Annotated in this window: 14 protein-coding genes; 6 read left to right on the forward strand and 8 right to left on the reverse strand. The window is 69.0% G+C overall.

Going from position 1 to position 15,809, the window contains the following annotated elements:
- The first annotated feature begins 364 nt into the window (after positions 1 to 364).
- Positions 365 to 706, forward strand: a complete 342-nt coding sequence (locus OWM54_RS21520; protein WP_194869587.1) for a hypothetical protein — start codon at positions 365 to 367, stop codon at positions 704 to 706.
- Between the two features lie 454 nt (positions 707 to 1,160).
- On the opposite strand, the gene OWM54_RS21525 is transcribed toward OWM54_RS21520, so the two are convergent.
- Positions 1,161 to 2,729, reverse strand: a complete 1,569-nt coding sequence (locus OWM54_RS21525; RefSeq protein WP_267698680.1) for a tetratricopeptide repeat protein — start codon at positions 2,727 to 2,729, stop codon at positions 1,161 to 1,163.
- Between the two features lie 265 nt (positions 2,730 to 2,994).
- On the opposite strand from OWM54_RS21525, the gene OWM54_RS21530 reads away from it, so the two are divergent.
- From OWM54_RS21530 to OWM54_RS21540, 3 genes are all read left to right on the forward strand, one after another.
- On the forward strand, positions 2,995 to 3,909 hold the full coding sequence (locus OWM54_RS21530; protein WP_267698681.1) for a sigma-70 family RNA polymerase sigma factor: 915 nt from the start codon (positions 2,995 to 2,997) through the stop codon (positions 3,907 to 3,909).
- Between the two features lie 109 nt (positions 3,910 to 4,018).
- The gene (locus OWM54_RS21535; protein WP_141333045.1) at positions 4,019 to 4,318 is read left to right on the forward strand and encodes a pilus assembly protein N-terminal domain-containing protein; all 300 of its coding nucleotides are present in this window, start codon (positions 4,019 to 4,021) and stop codon (positions 4,316 to 4,318) included.
- A gap of 60 nt (positions 4,319 to 4,378) precedes the next feature.
- Positions 4,379 to 5,839: a protein kinase domain-containing protein gene (locus OWM54_RS21540; protein ID WP_267698682.1), complete on the forward strand. Its 1,461-nt coding sequence runs from the start codon at positions 4,379 to 4,381 to the stop codon at positions 5,837 to 5,839.
- Between the two features lie 13 nt (positions 5,840 to 5,852).
- Here OWM54_RS21540 and OWM54_RS21545 read toward each other — a convergent pair whose 3' ends face one another.
- The 3 genes from OWM54_RS21545 to OWM54_RS21555 all read right to left on the reverse strand — a co-directional run bounded on the left by OWM54_RS21545 (position 5,853) and on the right by OWM54_RS21555 (position 7,575).
- Positions 5,853 to 6,602: a DUF4142 domain-containing protein gene (locus tag OWM54_RS21545; RefSeq protein WP_223784245.1), complete on the reverse strand. Its 750-nt coding sequence runs from the start codon at positions 6,600 to 6,602 to the stop codon at positions 5,853 to 5,855.
- Between the two features lie 98 nt (positions 6,603 to 6,700).
- A complete protein-coding gene (locus OWM54_RS21550) occupies positions 6,701 to 7,159 on the reverse strand; it encodes a PaaI family thioesterase (RefSeq protein WP_194869471.1) in 459 nt (152 codons plus the stop codon).
- 5 nt (positions 7,160 to 7,164) lie between these two features.
- Positions 7,165 to 7,575 carry a PaaI family thioesterase gene (locus OWM54_RS21555; RefSeq protein WP_223749436.1) on the reverse strand — a complete coding sequence of 137 codons (411 nt, stop codon included), beginning with the start codon at positions 7,573 to 7,575 and terminating at the stop codon, positions 7,165 to 7,167.
- Between the two features lie 232 nt (positions 7,576 to 7,807).
- Between OWM54_RS21555 and OWM54_RS21560 the strand changes: the two genes are divergently transcribed.
- On the forward strand, positions 7,808 to 11,206 hold the full coding sequence (locus tag OWM54_RS21560; protein WP_267698683.1) for an amidohydrolase family protein: 3,399 nt from the start codon (positions 7,808 to 7,810) through the stop codon (positions 11,204 to 11,206).
- A gap of 172 nt (positions 11,207 to 11,378) precedes the next feature.
- Entirely contained in the window at positions 11,379 to 11,684 is a 306-nt protein-coding gene (locus OWM54_RS21565) for a hypothetical protein (protein ID WP_267698684.1), read from the forward strand.
- A gap of 68 nt (positions 11,685 to 11,752) precedes the next feature.
- Here OWM54_RS21565 and OWM54_RS21570 read toward each other — a convergent pair whose 3' ends face one another.
- From OWM54_RS21570 to OWM54_RS21585, 4 genes are all read right to left on the reverse strand, one after another.
- Positions 11,753 to 12,346 carry a hypothetical protein gene (locus tag OWM54_RS21570; protein WP_267698685.1) on the reverse strand — a complete coding sequence of 198 codons (594 nt, stop codon included), beginning with the start codon at positions 12,344 to 12,346 and terminating at the stop codon, positions 11,753 to 11,755.
- 197 nt (positions 12,347 to 12,543) lie between these two features.
- Positions 12,544 to 13,530: a nucleotidyl transferase AbiEii/AbiGii toxin family protein gene (locus OWM54_RS21575; RefSeq protein WP_223749432.1), complete on the reverse strand. Its 987-nt coding sequence runs from the start codon at positions 13,528 to 13,530 to the stop codon at positions 12,544 to 12,546.
- Positions 13,527 to 14,108 (reverse strand): hypothetical protein, encoded by a 582-nt coding sequence (locus tag OWM54_RS21580; protein ID WP_223749431.1) that lies wholly within the window; start codon positions 14,106 to 14,108, stop codon positions 13,527 to 13,529. Before OWM54_RS21580 ends, OWM54_RS21575 begins: the two co-directional genes overlap by 4 nt.
- 188 nt (positions 14,109 to 14,296) lie before the next feature.
- On the reverse strand, positions 14,297 to 15,784 hold the full coding sequence (locus tag OWM54_RS21585; protein ID WP_267698686.1) for a DUF1570 domain-containing protein: 1,488 nt from the start codon (positions 15,782 to 15,784) through the stop codon (positions 14,297 to 14,299).
- Between the last annotated feature and the right edge of the window lie 25 nt (positions 15,785 to 15,809).

Below are 15,809 nucleotides of genomic sequence, written 5' to 3' on the forward strand. Positions count from 1 at the left end.
GAGCGACGCAAACGTCCGGAACAAGCTGACTGTCCGGACCGGGTACGCCAGGGACCACCGAGGATGAGGGTGGAGCGGGCGGGAAGGCGAGCGAAATCCGGGGGTTTCCCTCGGGAGGAGCGGGACGCGACGCGGCGCGTGGGAGGGGCCTGCCCCGGACCTGGGGACGAGGTGAGGGGGGTGGTGTTGTTGCCGTGCTGACGTCCTGGACGCAGCTTGGAGGGGTGTTGCGGCGGGTGCGCGCACACGCGGACGTCCGAGCGAAAGTCGGCTCGCGTGCGATGCGCGGCAATTGGATCCGCTCGGGGCTTGCCTCATTCCCTCTTCAGTCCCATCCATTTCCCATCCAGGTAGGGGGTGGGTGATGGGTTTCCTCGGCGGGGTGTTCCTGGCGATGGCGTTGCAGGCGGTGCCGGCGGATACGGTGGCGGGTCCGGTGTTCAATCCGTCGATTTGCGCCAAGAAGCGGGTGGACGCGTGTGGTTGTCACCACGTGTATGGGATTCGGCACTGCCACCCGAACCGGAAGGGTGAGCACTGCGAGGCGCCGGTGAAGGCGCAGGTGTCGGAGGAGAAGGCGGAGGCGCAGGCGGCGGTGGAGGGCCGCGAGCCGGAAGCCACGCCGACGGAGCAGGTCCAGCCTGTCCAGGTGCAGCCGGCTCCCGAGAAGAAGCGCTTCGACCCGAAGAAGTCCGTGCCGATGTGAGGCGGGACGGGCAGGGCCTCCGGACGTGAGGCCCTCCCCCGCGTCCAGTGACGGTGAGCCAGGAGGCTCGGGCCCGTGGGGCTCGAGCGGTCCGGCGCGGCTGTGCGCGTACTCGGGGTGGGACGGGAGCTCGGGCGGTGGAGTGCTCCAGTGAGTCCGACTCGTGAAGGGGCTCCGGAGTGCGCCGAGGTCCAGGTCCGCCCGATGTGGAGAACTTGTGGAGCGCGAGCGGACCTGAAGCCGCGATGTCGCGAGCGTGCGCATCCGCATGCGTGATGCGAGAGCCCGCGCGAGGCTGTGCATGCACGCGTCCACGACAGGCGTGAGGCCGCGTCAGCGCATGGGCGCCACGGAGGTCAAGGCCAGGTCCGAGCATGCGTGAGGCCGCGTCGGCGCATGGGCGCCACGGAGTTCACGGAGGTCGCGGCCAGGTCCGACCAGGCGTGGGGCCGCGTCAGCGCGTGGGCGCTACGGAGGCCACGGCCAGGTCCGACGCGGTCAGACGGGAGTCCTCGAGTGACTCGGTCGCGAGGGTCTCCGCGCGGCTCAACGACAACGGACCCTCGGAGCGGATGATGACCCAGCGGGACTGAGGCGAGACCCTCAGCGCCACCGCGTTGGGACTGAGCCAGCGCAGCTCGGGTCGATACGCCGTCACGGGATTCACCGTCACCGGTCCCCCCGTGGTCCACAGGCTCGCGCTCACCTCGACCCGCTGTGGCTCGCGAGAATCCCGCGCGCTCAGCGCCTGCGCCGGAGGCGAGATCCGTGCCGTGGCCTGAAGCGCCTGCGCGGGTGACGCGGTCGGGGGCGACTTCGCCCGAGCGCATGAAGGGTCGGGAGCCCCGGCCGTGCGAGGCGCGGTGCCCGTCTGCGTCCACCGAGGCTCGAGCGTGGGCGGGGCCTTCGTCGTGCTTTCGTGACCGTCGGGCTGACGCGGAGCAGACGCAGCCTGGGGAGCCGAAGGCGCACCGGCCTGCCGTGAAGCGGTACCCGCGCCCATCGGCCGCGCCTGATTGCGTTCCGTGGACGGAGCACGAACAGCGCCGCCCGTGTTCTGCGCCGCGCCGCGCGAAGGCGTCACAGGCGCGGGAACAGTCCGCGGAGCCTCCACCTGCCGAGGCGCCACGGCACCCCGAGGAGGAAACGACGTCAGCGTCCGCGCGGGAGCCGCGGGCACGGGCAACCGCTCCCCCACGAGGGCGAGCTCATATCCACGCGGCGAGGAGACCTCGGGAGCCCGTGTCTCCGGAACAGGAGGAGACGACTTCGGCGACCGTGACGCGGGTAGCTGGATGGGCGTCGACGCCAGCAGCTCCGCGAGGAAGTCCGCGGTAGGCACCTCATCGAGCAGAATCCCCATCACGGTGGTGGGCGCGGGCATCGCCACGGGCTCCACGTCGATGTCGATGGACACCTCGTCGACCAGGTCGAGAACAGACGACTCATCGTCATCGGGCACCGGCGGAGCGCTGGGCGCCACCAGGGCGCGCACGCTCACCGGAGCGATGGAAGGAACCGAAGGCAGCGGTCCTCGGACCCGAGCCTCCTCCGCCGCGCGCAACACGAACGCGGGAGGAGGAGGCGGCGGAGTGCGCGTCCTCGACTCCACCCGAGGCGCCTCCTTCTCCACGGCGAGCCCGGCCACATCCCGATAGAGCCGCTCATCCTCCAGCGCCGTCGAGGGAGGCACCGGCGCCTGTCCCAGCCGCGCGAAGTCCGAGGTCAGCTCCGCATCCCGAGGGTCCAGCTCCAGCGCGGCGCGCAGGGCCGCGCGGGCCCGGGCCTCACATCCCTGCGCGAGCAGCAGCGACGCCGCTGTCCGATAGGAGGCGATGGCCGCGCGCAGGTTCCCCGCGCGACGACACGTCTCCGCGTGTTGCACGCGCGCATTCGGGTCCTTGGGCACCAGGCGGAGGATGCGCTCCAGCTCCTGTGCACACTCGCCATACCGTTCCTGGAGGAACAACGACCGCGCGGATTCCTTCAACGCTCTCAACTGGGCCCGCGCGTGCTCGCTCATCGTCCTGTCCTCCGGAACGGATGCCCTGCGGGGGAAAGCAGGGCCCATGCCGAGGTGCGCGCACGGCCGCGTTGAATCCAGTGCTCATCGGAGACACTGGCCCATGGCGCGAAAGCCCGTCTTCGGGCGAGCATCACCCCCGGACTCCAGGCAGGCCCGTCAGGCCTGGAGACGCGCGAGGACTCCGAGCGAGCCTGTAGAAAAGGCGCCCCGCGCTGTAACAAGGAAAGCCACCGCACCGGTGGGTGTTCATCCCGAGGCGTGCATGTCGAAGCAGCCGAGTCGCTCCCACCTCTTCCTCCAGCACCTGCCGCCCCAGGCGCGGTGCTACGCGGAGGTGCCCGGGCTCGACGCGCTGTTGGACTCCTGGCTGTCCATCACGAGACAGGCGTGGCCGGACGTCATGCTTCCGGAAGAGGACTTCCTGCGCCACGTCGCGACCCGGCTGAACCCCAGCGACGAGCCCGCCGCGATGCTCGCCGCGCTGCCCGTGGCGGACCTCTATCTGGCCTGCGCGTGTGCACGAGGACTGCCCACCGCGCACGCCGCGCTGGAGCGACATCTGCTCCCTCGTGTGGCCAGCGCGCTGACGCGGGTGCGAGGTGGCGGCCTGGACACCGCGGAGGTCCTCCAGCAATTGCGTCAGCGGCTCCTCGTCCCCCAGGGTGACGCCGAGCCGAGAATCGCCGAGTACCAGGGCACGGGCCCGCTGGCCGCGTGGCTGCGCGCGGCGGTGGTGCGCACGGCCTTCAACCTCCAGCGCGCGGAGGGCCGACGCGCCAGGGCCGAGGAGGACGCGGAGGCGGAGGGCTCCGCGTGGGTGGAGCGAGGCGGAGCGGGCGGTGACGTCGAGCTCGACTACCTGCGCCGCCGCCACCAGCAGGACTTCCGCGAGGCCCTGGCGGGAGCGTTGGGGAGCCTGTCCCCGCGCGAGCGCACCGTGCTGCGGCTGCACGTGGTGGAGGGCGTGAGCCTGGAGCGCATCGGCGCGATGTACCAGACGCACAAGTCCACGGTGTCGCGCTGGATTTCACAGACGCGGAGGACGGTGCTGGAGGGCGCGCGCGAGCGGCTGGCCGAGCGCCTCCAGCTGTCCGCGGACGAGCTGCGAAGCCTGATGCGGGTGGTGCACAGTCAGCTCGACGTGAGCCTCCTGGGGCTGTTGAAGGAACCCGGTTAGCCCCCCGCGAACTTTTTCGCGGCCCGCGTGCAACACGTCCTGGTGGCCGGTGTCACCCCGATGAAGGCAGGCGAGGACGCCTCGCTCTCATCCTGAAAGGACCCGAATCATGCGGAACGCACTGAAGAAGCTGGCCCTGGTGGCGCTGACGGTGGTGGGCACGACGGCGCTGGCGGAGGAGCGCATCGAGCTGAAGGTGGGGGACAAGCACGTCATCACCGTGAAGGACCTGACCCGCGTGGCGCTGGGGAACAGGGAGACGGCGGAGGTGAAGACGCTGGGGGGCGGGAAGCTCGAAATCACGGGGCTGGAGGCGGGCACCACGCGGCTGCTGACCTGGACGCGCGGTGGGCAGCAGGGTGACTACGCCGTGGTGGTGACGGACCCCGAGCAGGCGGCCGCGAAGTAGCCCGAGGGACCCGCTGCCTTCCCACCAATGAGGGCAGCGGGGATGATGTGACACGCGCCCATGAACCCACCCGCCTCTCCCATGCCCGAGGTGTGCCCGGACGAGAACGTGCTCGCCGGCTTCGTGAGCGGTGTGCTGTCGGGCGCGCGGGTGCCGGAGGTGGCGGCGCACCTGGATTCGTGTGAGGACTGTCGGGCCCTGGTCGCGGTGGTCGCGGCCGAGGCCTCCTCACCGGGCGCGGGCCCGCTCACGCGTCCAGACTCGGAGGGGATGTCGACCCGGGGAGCACGCCCGTCCCCAGCAGAGCGATTGCCGGAGGGCACGAAGCTGGGGAGCTACGTGCTGCGCGAGCTGTTGGGCGAGGGCGGCATGGGCGTGGTGTACGCGGCGGAGGACCCGAGGCTGGGGCGCAAGGTGGCGGTGAAGCTGCTGCGTCCCATGCGCGAGGGTGTCGAGACGGAGAGCCGCGCCCGACTGCTGCGCGAGGCGCAGGCGATGGCGCGCCTGTCCCATCCCAATGTGTTGCCCATCTTCGAGCTCGGCTCCGCGGAGGGGCGGGACTTCCTTGCGATGGAGTGGGTGGAGGGCCCGACGCTCGCGGGTTGGCTGCGCGAGCAGAAGCGTCCCTGGCGCGAGGTGCTGGAGATGTTCCACGCGGCGGGCCTGGGGCTCGCGGCCGCGCATCAGCGAGGGCTGGTGCACCGGGACTTCAAGCCCGCCAACGTGCTGGTGGGCCGGGACGGACGTCCACGCGTCACGGACTTCGGGCTCGCGAGGAGGTGGCGGGAGCCAGCGGCGTCGAACCCCACGACGGGCGACCTCACCACCGCGCCGCTCGGCGTGGAGGCGGAGGAGACCGCGCTCACCCGCGAGGGCACCGCGCTGGGAACCCCCGCGTACATGTCACCCGAGCAGCGGCGCGGGCAGCCCGTGGACGCGAGGAGCGACCAGTACAGCTTCTGCGTCGCGCTGCACGAAGCGCTGTACGGCGAGCGGCCCGGACCTCCGACGAAGCACGGCGCATCGGTGAAGAAGCCGCCCCGACTGCCAGGCCACGTGCGCGCGGCCGTGGCGAAGGGGCTCGCGAGTGAGCCCGAGGCCCGTCATCCCTCGATGGAGGCGCTGCTCCAGGCGCTCTCGAAACAGACACCTCGCGAGAGGGTGTGGTTGGGCTGGGTCGCGGTGCTGGGCGTGGGGGTGCTGGGCGGGGCCGGGGCCCTCTGGTGGAAGCCGGGTACAAAGCCGCCACCATCGGTGCAGGACGCGACCTTCATGGCGCAGGTCGAGGAGGCGAGGAGGACGGGCGGCAACACGTTCTTCCCCATGGTGATGGGCACGCCGCGCGAGCTGAGAATCGAGGGACTCTCACGCATCGCCATCGGTCGCACGGACCTGGTCGACATCAAGTCGGAGCCCGGCGTGTTGCTGCTTACACCGCTCGATGTCGGCGCGGGCCAACTGCTGGTGTGGACCCGCGACGGAGAGCGAAAGCTCTACACCGTGTCCGTCACCCGCGACTGAAGCACGGTGTCACTCAGCGCGCGCCGCGAGGGGCCTGCCTCGCCTGACGCGGCGTCTCCTGTCCGAGCAGCCGGTACGCGGCCTGACGATGTTGCTGGAGCTGGGGCAGCAGGTTGTCGAGCAGCGCCTTCAGCGACGTGTTGCTCGCGAACTGCTGCTGCGCGGCCATCACCTTGGCGATGTCCATGTCGTGGTCCCCGACCATGTCGGCCAGGTACGCGCGGTCGAACGGGGTGCCCTGGAGCGCCTCCAGCTTCTTCATCGTCGCGTGCTCGGCCTCCTGCATCGCCTGGGCGAGCGTGGAGTCCGCCTTGGGCTCCTCGAGCGTGAGGTTCTTCGACTTCGCATACGCCAGCAGGTTCTCGTCCGCCTGGCCGTGCTCGCGCTCCATGCGCGCGCCGAAGTCCTTCACCGCCTGGGACTCGCCGTTCTTCTGGGCGAGCCGTCCCATCTGGACCTCCATCTGGTTCGCGTGGTGCAGCTCCGCCAGGAACGCCTTCTCCTCGGTGGGCACGGGCAACAGGCCCCGCTGCATCCACTTCGCCGCCTGGGCGTCGCCCTGCCCCGAGCCGCCCGTGCCGGGCTGTTCATCCCCCAGCTTCTGGAGGTCCTCACCGTGGTCGATGGCCTCCGATTCGCCCATGCGAATCATTCCCTGACTGTCACCGGTGCCATCCTGGGTGGCGACATCGTCATCCTGTGCGCCCGCGGCGCCGCCCAGCACCAGCGAGCCGACCAGCATCCAACCGCTCCATCGCTTCATCGCCTGCCTCCGAGAAGTGTGAATCCGAACCTCTCGAAGGTGGCGACGGCGAAGCAGGCGCGGCCAGGGCACGACGGCCGGACGGACGAAGGCTGGGGTCAGGGCTCGGCGAGCAGGAACAGGGCGTGCGCGCTGGCGATGGGGCGGGTGCGGTCGTCCTGCCAGGCGTCGACGCGCACGTTGGCCACGCGGCGGCCCTGGCGGGTGATGATGGCGCGCGCGAAGGTGTCCTGCGGCTTGCCCGAGCGCAGGAAGTCCACCGTGAGCGAGATGACCTTGGGCACGCGCGGCGTCTCCGTCTTCAAGAGCAGCTCGAAGATGGAGGCGGACTCCAGCAGCGCGCCCAGGGTGCCGCCGTGCAGCGCGGGCAGGAAGCTGTTGCCGATGAGCATGGGCTGGTAGCGCATGCGGCACATCATCTCGCCGGCCAGGTTCTCCACGCCGATGCCCATGAAGCGCGTGTAGGGGATGGCGTCGGTGAGGCGGCTGTACTCGCGCGTCTTGCGCACCTCGAGGACCAGCTCGGCGATGGCGGAGGAGGGCTTGGTGTCATTCATGGAAGTCATTCCTCCGTCAGCATGAAGGTGCCCTGCGCGGAGGCCACCGGGTGGTTCTTGTCGCCCTGATGCACCAGCGCGCGGACGAAGGCGACCTGGCGCGTGGTGCGGTAGCACTCGGCCACGGCGGTGAGGGTGACCCCGGGGCGCGCGGGGCGCAGGTAGTCGATGCGCAAATCCAGCGTCACCATGGGGGTCATGCGTCCCAGCCGGAGCATGACGGAGGTGCCGCACGTCGCGTCGATGAGCGTCGTCACCGGGCCGCCGGCGATGACGCCCGTCTCCGGGTTGCCGACGAGGAAGTCCGCGTAGGGCAGCTCGACGGTGGCCTCGGTGGGGGCCACGTCCACGAGCTTCAGACCCAGCGCGTGGTTGTGGGGAACGATGTCCGAGTAGAACAGGGAGCAGCGCTCCATCCGCCCGGCCTTGTCTTCGGGAAGCTTGAAGTCGTCCGACATATGGGGATGCGGATAACAGAAACGTCCCGGGATGGCGCGTGACGAATCGCGTCGAGCCCTCCGCGGCCGCTCAGGAAGAGGCCTGGCTGTCCCCCTGTTCACGTCGCGCCGGGCGTGTCCCCGGGGAGCCGGATAGTGTGGCGCCCCGCAAGGCCGTGTCTCGCACAGTCCCCCCACACGAGGACCTCTGGTGAAACGACTGACCTCCGCTCTCTGCGCCCTGCTGCTCGTCCCGGGCGCGCTCGTCGCCGCGCAGCCCGCGCAGACGCCTCCCGCCGCCCGGCAGGACCCCACTCCCCCCATCCCGGTGAAGAAGGATGACGCCGCCCGTGAGGCCGGCCGCGCCGTGGAGGTGGACCCCAACGCCCCGTCCGACACCGAGTCCCCCAAGGCCGACAAGGACAAGGACGCGTGGAAGGTGGACGCTCCCGGGTTCCCGGCGAAGCAGGTGTCCATCGACGTCTCCGAGGGGACGTGGATGAACGTGGACGTGAGCCCCAGCGGGGACGAGCTCGTCTTCGATTTGCTGGGGGACATCTACGTGTTGCCGCTGGCGGGCGGCGAGGCGCGGGCGCTGACGTCGGGTGTGTCCTGGGACATGCAGCCGCGCTTCAGCCCGGATGGGAAGTCCATCGCCTTCACGAGTGACAGGGGCGGGGGCGACAACATCTGGGTGATGAAGCGGGATGGCTCGGACGTGAAGGCGGTGACGCAGGAGAAGTTCCGCCTGCTCAACAGCCCCGCGTGGAGCCCGGATGGACAGTTCATCGTCGCGCGCAAGCACTTCACCGCGCGCCGCTCGCTGGGCGCGGGCGAGGTGTGGATGTATCACCGCTCCGGCGGCGAGGGCGTGCAGCTCACCGAGCGCGCCAACGAGCAGAAGGATTTGGGCGAGCCGGCGTTCTCCCCGGATGGCCGCTACGTCTACTTCAGCCAGGACGTCACGCCGGGCCGGACGTTCGAATACAACAAGGACCCCAACGGCGAGATTTATGCCATCCAGCGGTTGGACGTGGAGACGAAGGAGATCGACCCCTTCGTCACCGGGCCGGGAGGCTCCATCCGTCCGACGCCGTCGCGCGATGGCAAGCAGCTGGCGTTCATCCGTCGGGTGCGGACGAAGACGGTGCTCTATGTGACGGACGTGGCGTCGGGGGCGGAGCGCCCGCTGTACGACGGGCTCGACCGGGACATGCAGGAGACGTGGGCCATCCACGGCGTGTACCCGACGCTGGCGTGGACGCGCGACGACAAGGCGATTGTCTTCTGGGCGGGCGGCAAGCTGCAGCGCATCGATGTCGCGACGAAGCAGGTGACGCCCATCCCGTTCCGGGTGAAGGGCACGCGCACGATTTTCGAGGCGGTGCGCTCGCCGCGAGCGGTGGCGCCGGAGCGCTTCAACACGAAGATGCTGCGCTGGGTGCAGGTGTCTCCGAAGGGGGACCGGGTGGTGTTCCAGACGCTGGGCAAGCTCTACGTGAAGGAGCTGCCGGGTGGCACGCCGAAGCGGCTGACGAAGCAGGAGGAGCACCTGGAGTTCTACCCGTCGTTCTCGCGGGACGGACGCTCCATCGTCTACACGACGTGGGACGACGAGAAGCTGGGCGCCATCCGCGTGGTGTCGGCCACGGGCGGTGAGGGCAAGGTGGTGTCGACGCGGCCGGGCTACTACGTGGAGCCGGCGCTGAGCCCGGATGGCAAGTCGCTGGTGTATCGCGCGTCGGGGGATGGTTACCTGATGCCGGGACAGTGGAGCCGGGAGACGGGGCTGTTCGTGCAGCCGGTGGCGGGAGGCACGCCGCGCAGGCTGGCTCGGGATGGAGAGCAGCCGCACTTTGGCGTGCGCTCGGACCGCGTGTACTTCCTGCATGTGGAGTCGAAGGAGAAGGAGGACGTGCGCTCGTTGAAGAGCGTGGGTCTGGACGGGAGCCAGGAGCGCACGCACGTGACGAGCGCGGAGGCGACGGAGCTGAAGGTGTCTCCGGACGAGCGGTGGGTGGCGTTCCGGGAGAACTTCAACGCGTTCATCACGCCGTTCCCCAAGGGGGCGAAGGCGGCGGTGGTGGGGCCGGACGCGAAGGCGTTGCCGGTGGCGAAGGTGAGCCGCGACGCGGGCGAGTACCTGCACTGGGCGGGCAACAGCCAGGGGCTGCACTGGGCGCTGGGGCCGGAGCTGTTCACGCGGGAGCTGAAGCAGGCGTTCACCTTCGTGGACGGCGCGCCGGAGAAGCTGCCGCCGGTGCCGGAGAAGGGCGTGGACCTGTCGTTCCTGGTGAAGGCGGACGTGCCGGAGGGGACGCTGGCGCTGGTGGGTGGGCGCGTCATCACGATGAAGGGTGACGAGGTGCTCGAGCAGGGCGTGGTGGTGGTGAAGGGCAACCGCATCGTCGCGGTGGGGCCGGTGGGCAAGGTGCAGGTGCCGGCGGGGGCGAAGGTCGTGGATGTGAAGGGCAAGACGTTGATGCCGGGCCTGGTGGACGTGCACTGGCATGGGGCCATGGGGGTGGATGGGCTGATGCCGGAGCAGAGCTGGGTGCAGGCGGCGTCGCTGGCGTATGGGGTGACGACGTTGCATGACCCGTCGAACTCGTCGGAGGAGGTGTTCGCGGCGAGTGAGCTGGGGAGGGCGGGGGCGTTGGTGTCGCCGCGCATCTTCTCGACGGGGACCATCCTGTATGGCGCGGCGGGGGTGGGGTATCGCGCGCCGATTGAGACGCTGGACGATGCGCGCTCGCACCTGCGGCGGATGAAGGCGATGGGGGCCTTCAGCGTGAAGAGCTACAACCAGCCGAGGAGGGACCAGCGGCAGAAGGTGCTCCAGGCGGCGCGGGAGCTGGAGATGCTGGTGGTGCCCGAGGGTGGCTCGTTGCTGCAGCACAACCTGACGATGGTGGTGGATGGGCACACGGGCGTGGAGCACGCGATTCCGGTGGCGCGCATCTACGCGGACGTGAAGCAGCTGTGGGGGAAGAGCGGGACGGGCTACACGCCGACGTTGGGGGTGGCGTATGGCGGCAACTGGGGTGAGAACTACTGGTACCAGAAGACGAACGTCTGGGAGGACCCGCGGCTGTTGTCCTTCGTGCCGAGGCGGGTGGTGGATTCACGCAGCCGGCGGCGGACGATGGTGCCGGACGACGAGATGAATCATTTCGACGCGGCGCGGACGGCGAGGGAGCTGAATGAGGCGGGGGTGAACGTGCAGCTCGGCGCGCATGGACAGCGCGAGGGGTTGGCGGCGCACTGGGAGCTGTCGATGTTCGGCCAGGGCGGGATGAAGCCGTTGCAGGCGCTGCGCGCGGGGACGCTCGGTGGGGCGCGTTATCTGGGCATGGATGGGGAGATTGGCTCGCTGGAGGAGGGGAAGCTGGCGGACCTCATCGTGTTGGACAGGAACCCGCTGGAGGACCTGATGAACAGCCGCTCGGTGCGCTACACGATGGTGAACGGGCGGCTGTACGACGCGGCCACGCTGAACGAAGTGGGCACGCGGCAGCGCCAGCGCGCGAAGTTCTTCTTCGAGAAGGACGGCAACGAGGGCTGGAGCCCGAAGGCCAGCGCGCATACGCACACGCACTCGTGTGACTGAGTGAAGCGTGGCGTCACGGTGAGCCTCGGTGCGGGAGCTGCGTGGACCCGCACCGGATTCCTCCTCGAGGGTGAACGACTGGAGCCCGGTGGACATGACTCGGGACCGGGGCTCACTGGGATGCACTGCCGTGAACTGGGACGCTCCGGGTTGCAACACAGGAGGCGTCACCATGCTGAATCTGATGAAGCGGTTGGCGGGAACGTTCGTGCTGATGATGGCCGTGGGCTGCGGACCCATGGACCCTGCCGAGGAGACGGCGGCTCCCGAGCCTTCACCTCCCGCCGACGCCCCGACTGTCGAGGCCGCCGGTCTCCCTGAGTTCCTCGCGTGTCTCAATCCGGCGACGGAGCAGGCTCGCGCGTGCATCGTGACCTGCGTGGAGTTCTCACCCGTGTTGAGCCTCGTCCCCTGTCTGGGGAGCTGTGGGCTGCAGCTCACCGCCATCACGACGTGTCTGCCCGCGCTGGCCCTCTAGCGCACGGCTTCTCGCGCGCATGACCCACGACGGGCTCCGGAACGAACCTCCGGAGCCCGTCCCTCACGTCAGGGGATGAGCGTCAGCACCAGCGTCTGCGTGCTGGTGTACTGGGCGAGCCCCTCCGGAGAGGCGCAGGCGTTCTCCAGGTCCGCGACCACGAACACCAGCGTCCGCACCGCCGTGGCCCCCGCGTACTTGCCGGACACCACGGTGCCAATCTGCTGCGTGGTCCGCGTCGTGGTGCCACCTTGAACGACGACCTGGGTGAGCGAGAGCTGCGACGTCTCGCCCGTGTTCCACGTCACCGTCACCGAGCCTCCACTGATGCCGAGCAGCGAGTCGCAGGTGTAGTTCCTGCGCAGCGCCGGAGCGAAGCCGGTGGTGCCCGAAATCACCGGGTCCGCCAGCACCGAGACGCAGTTGGTGAGCGTCCCGCTGCCGGACACCGTCGTGTCCCGGGGCTCGTTGGTGATGGGCGGCGAGAAGGAGATGGTCGTCGTCCCGAGCAGACAGGTGACGGTGCCGAGCAGCGGCGCCTCACTCGACTCCAGCGCGGACTCCTCTTCGAGCACCGGGCTGCCCTCCGTGCCGCAAGCGGAGAGCGCGCCGGAGACCACGATGAATGCCATGAACCACAGCCAACGAATGTGCGTGTGCATGTCCACCTCGGGGTTGAAGGTGGAACCACGGTAGTGACGGCCGGTGCCGCGCCGCCGCCCCGTGCGTCGACCGTGATGGCTGTCGAGCAATGGACGTGTACCCAGGTCCAACGGGCGATGCGCGCCCCGCTCCGGTGCGGGCCCGTCGTGCGGGCCCAACTCGAGCCACATCGCCGAGTCCTGCGCTGAGCTGCCTTCTAAAGGCCGTCTGGAGACGCTGCTCCCAGACCTGTACGTTCGAGCCACGCCCGAATCGTTTCCAGCGCTTCATCGAGCGTCTTCCTCGAGCCCCAGAACATCCGACCGATGGCCTCGTGTGCTGCTCGGATGTCGTCCGTCCTCTTACAGGGAGGCAGCTGAAGAGCAGGCGCATCGGGTCGTGGCGGCTCGATGATTTGCTTCTGTGCCACCATCTCCGACGCGAGCGCGTGCACGCTGGGATAGTCAGGAAGCGTCGGCAGCCGTGACTCCGCTTCAATGATTCGTGCGGCGTCTTCGTAGTGCCTGACGAAGGATGCTGGCTCTTTCTCGTCGTGAAGAGCCTTCCGCTGAAGTGCGTCGAGTTTTTCGAGCAGTGTGACGAGCGGGTGTACGCAGCGCACAGCCTTCGGCCGATTGTCGTCGTAGTCCCCGAGTTGGCCTCTTGCTTCGAGCGCTTCATGCACGAAGGACGTCATGTCCCGATGCACGAAGGGTGTGACCCGAGCGCTGCCAATCTCGAGCAGGACGAATGGGCGGAGCACATCCGCGAGGTCACCGAGGTGCCGAGCAGGATAGCTCACCTGGATGTTCCCGGAGCGCCAGCGCTTTGTGTCCGTCGACCGCAGGTCGAGCGTGGCGCTCGTCCCTGGAATCTTGACGAGGGTCGGGAGGGCCTCGAAGTAGGCCTTCCTCTGTCCTGTCACCTTCGTCCCATCCTTGGTCCAACTCGAGACCTCGGGCAGAGAGACAGTTCCGGGCTCGAGCTTGAGGTCCAGGTCCTCGGAGAATCGACGGATGAGGTCGAAGCCCTTGGAGAGCGATGTTCCCCCTTTGAACCAGACCTGGAATCCCGTCGCATGGAGAGCCCACAGCGTGTGGGTGACCCAATAATCCTTCTCGACCAGCGCGACCGAGAGGCCTCGGTCTTTCGCGACGATTCGGAGCAGGTCGTCGAAATCGGAGTCGTCGTGAATGAAGTTCAAACGAAGTCAGCTCGGAGCGCCGTGTTGATCAGGTCTCGCGTCGGTCTTGTTCCGTAGCGCCGGGCCATGGTGCTCAGCAGCTCGCGGTCGAAGTCGCCGCGCGAAAGCGCATGCGTCAGCGCCTCGGCCATCTTCGCACGCGAGGCGCCAGCCTGCTCCGCGTTCTCGAAGAGGTCCACCACGAACCACTCCTTGGGCGCCGGCTGGGGGAAGGCAATGCGCCGCAATTCGAAGCGGCGAAGACCGAACTCGACGCGCCCGGAGCGCTTCGTGTTGTAGACGAGCGGCACCGCGAACACGGCTGTCGCTCCCAGCCCCAGTGCGTTCCAACGCTCGGGACCGGTGAACACGAAGGGGCTGTCCTTGAGGAACGCCCGCATGAGCGCATCGTCGGTAGGTGGCACCACACCGAACTTGCCGCGCTTGGGGACGGCGAACAGACCATGCGCGACCGGGACCAAGACCCCCTTGTCGACCAGCGCCTTCGCATACCTAGGAGGGTTGGAGGTCCAAGGCTCGAAGTCCTGTGTACGGTAGACCCGACCTTCTTCGAGCTGTGGGAGAACCATGGTCGCCATTGTACTTTTTCTCCGGAGAAAAAGTACAAATGGCAGCTCAGGCCCGCAAGGCCTCGTTCTAAGTCACTGGAATCCTTGAAACGGGGTTCCACCGCAGGGTGGGATGGCTGAAGCGGAGGTTCACTCGCCGCCTGCCTGCTCCTCTGCTGGGGTGGGGCAAGTCACGGATCCTCAGCGAGGCCCGAACTTCACGGCACTGGCTTGGACACCGCCGCCCCGCACTTCGCCTCGTAGCGCTGGAGCCGCTCGCGCAAGTCCTTGCGGAACTCGGCCGAATACGCCTCGTGCAGCATGTCCACCGCGCGGCGCTGGAAGCCGACGGCCTCCGCGCACCGGTCCAGCTGGAAGAACAGCGCGGCCTGGACCGCGAGCCCGAACGGATTGCCCGGGGAGAGCTCCACCGCGCGCTTCGCCGAGGGCAGCCCCTTCTGCGGCTGGAGCGTCATCATGTAGTGCTGGGCGAGGCTCGTGAGCATGCGCACGTCGTGCGGCAGCAGCCGCGCGGCCGACTCGCGCGCCTGCTCCAGCGCCTGGGGCTCGTCCTGGTCGCTCAGCATCTCCGCCAACAGGTCCCACCCGCGTCCGTCCTCCGGGTGCGCCTTCACCAGCTCCCGAGCCCGCGCCAGGTGCTCCTGGCGGTTCGAGGACAGCTGCGTGGCGAGCACTGCGGCGCTCACGTTGGTCGGGTCCTCCGTCAGGGCCTGTGCCAGCTCGGCGCCGGCCTTCTCCTTGCGCTGCGCCTGGGTCAGCTCGCCCGGGGCGCGCAGGAACATGAGCCCGCGGTTGGCGTGCACCTCGGCGCTGCCCAGCTCCCGCACCGCCACCTGGGTGGACACCGCCGGCAGCGGCAGCGTGAGGTACGCCGAGCGCCCGCTCATCAGGTACGTGCGCAAGTCACCGCCCAAATCACTCACGCCCTGGAAGGACTGCGCGAAGGCGCGCTGCGGGTCCTCCGCGCGGGCCAGCCGCGTCTGGAACGCGTCGAAGCGCTCCGGGTGCATGTTGATGAGGTAGTGCACCCAGAGCCACGCGGAGGCGTAGTGCTGCTGGCTCTCCGCGTCGCTGAGCAGCTCCTTCTGGTCCCACTCCCACAGCTCGTCGATGCCGAGCCAGCCGTTGCGCGTCACATAGTTGCGGCTGTTCGCGTTCACCCGGCCGAGCACCGCCTCGCCCGTGCTGGGCTTGATGTGCGTGGTCTCCAGGTACTGCGCCAGTCCCTCGGCCAGCCAGCGCGGCTGCCGCAGCAGGACATGCTGGCTCAGGTAGTGCGCCAGCTCATGTGTCTGCAGTTGCAGCTCGGGGCCGTTGTCCAGCAGGTAGCCCTCGCCCGACATGACGAGCAGCGGGCCACGCTCCGTGGTGGACACGAAGCCGACGTAGCGGCCCTGGGTGAACTCCGCCAGCTCACTCGTGTTGCGCAGCAGGATGACGTCGAGCGAGCCCGGGGGATTGAAGTCCGTGCCCCACGCCAGCAGCAGCGCCCGGCGCAGCTTCTCCAACTCGATGGCCGACTTCGCCGCGACCTCTGGCGACAGGTCCGTGTGCATGCGGAAGTGCTCGCTCCTCACCTCCGACCAGGCCCGGCCCCCCTCGCGCGGACACAGCGCCCGCGAGCCCGCGCAGCCCGAGAACACCAGGAGCCCCAGCAATCCCACCCACACCTTTGACATTGGCATGTGGGGCTTCTGGCACATCCTCTCC

Source organism: Myxococcus sp. MISCRS1, assembly GCF_026626605.1.
Taxonomy (GTDB): Bacteria; Myxococcota; Myxococcia; order Myxococcales; family Myxococcaceae; genus Myxococcus; species Myxococcus fulvus.

Excerpts from the sequence above, each read along its gene's own strand:
- OWM54_RS21525 (WP_267698680.1), bottom strand. The coding sequence starts at position 2,729 with ATGAGCGAGCACGCGCGGGCCCAGTTGAGAGCGTTGAAGGAATCCGCG.
- OWM54_RS21565 (WP_267698684.1), top strand. The coding sequence starts at position 11,379 with ATGCTGAATCTGATGAAGCGGTTGGCGGGAACGTTCGTGCTGATGATG.
- OWM54_RS21580 (WP_223749431.1), bottom strand. The coding sequence starts at position 14,108 with ATGGCGACCATGGTTCTCCCACAGCTCGAAGAAGGTCGGGTCTACCGT.
- OWM54_RS21540 (WP_267698682.1), top strand. The coding sequence starts at position 4,379 with ATGAACCCACCCGCCTCTCCCATGCCCGAGGTGTGCCCGGACGAGAAC.
- OWM54_RS21550 (WP_194869471.1), bottom strand. The coding sequence starts at position 7,159 with ATGAATGACACCAAGCCCTCCTCCGCCATCGCCGAGCTGGTCCTCGAG.
- OWM54_RS21530 (WP_267698681.1), top strand. The coding sequence starts at position 2,995 with ATGTCGAAGCAGCCGAGTCGCTCCCACCTCTTCCTCCAGCACCTGCCG.
- OWM54_RS21585 (WP_267698686.1), bottom strand. The coding sequence starts at position 15,784 with ATGCCAATGTCAAAGGTGTGGGTGGGATTGCTGGGGCTCCTGGTGTTC.
- OWM54_RS21570 (WP_267698685.1), bottom strand. The coding sequence starts at position 12,346 with ATGCACACGCACATTCGTTGGCTGTGGTTCATGGCATTCATCGTGGTC.
- OWM54_RS21535 (WP_141333045.1), top strand. The coding sequence starts at position 4,019 with ATGCGGAACGCACTGAAGAAGCTGGCCCTGGTGGCGCTGACGGTGGTG.
- OWM54_RS21520 (WP_194869587.1), top strand. The coding sequence starts at position 365 with ATGGGTTTCCTCGGCGGGGTGTTCCTGGCGATGGCGTTGCAGGCGGTG.
- OWM54_RS21545 (WP_223784245.1), bottom strand. The coding sequence starts at position 6,602 with ATGAAGCGATGGAGCGGTTGGATGCTGGTCGGCTCGCTGGTGCTGGGC.
- OWM54_RS21555 (WP_223749436.1), bottom strand. The coding sequence starts at position 7,575 with ATGGAGCGCTGCTCCCTGTTCTACTCGGACATCGTTCCCCACAACCAC.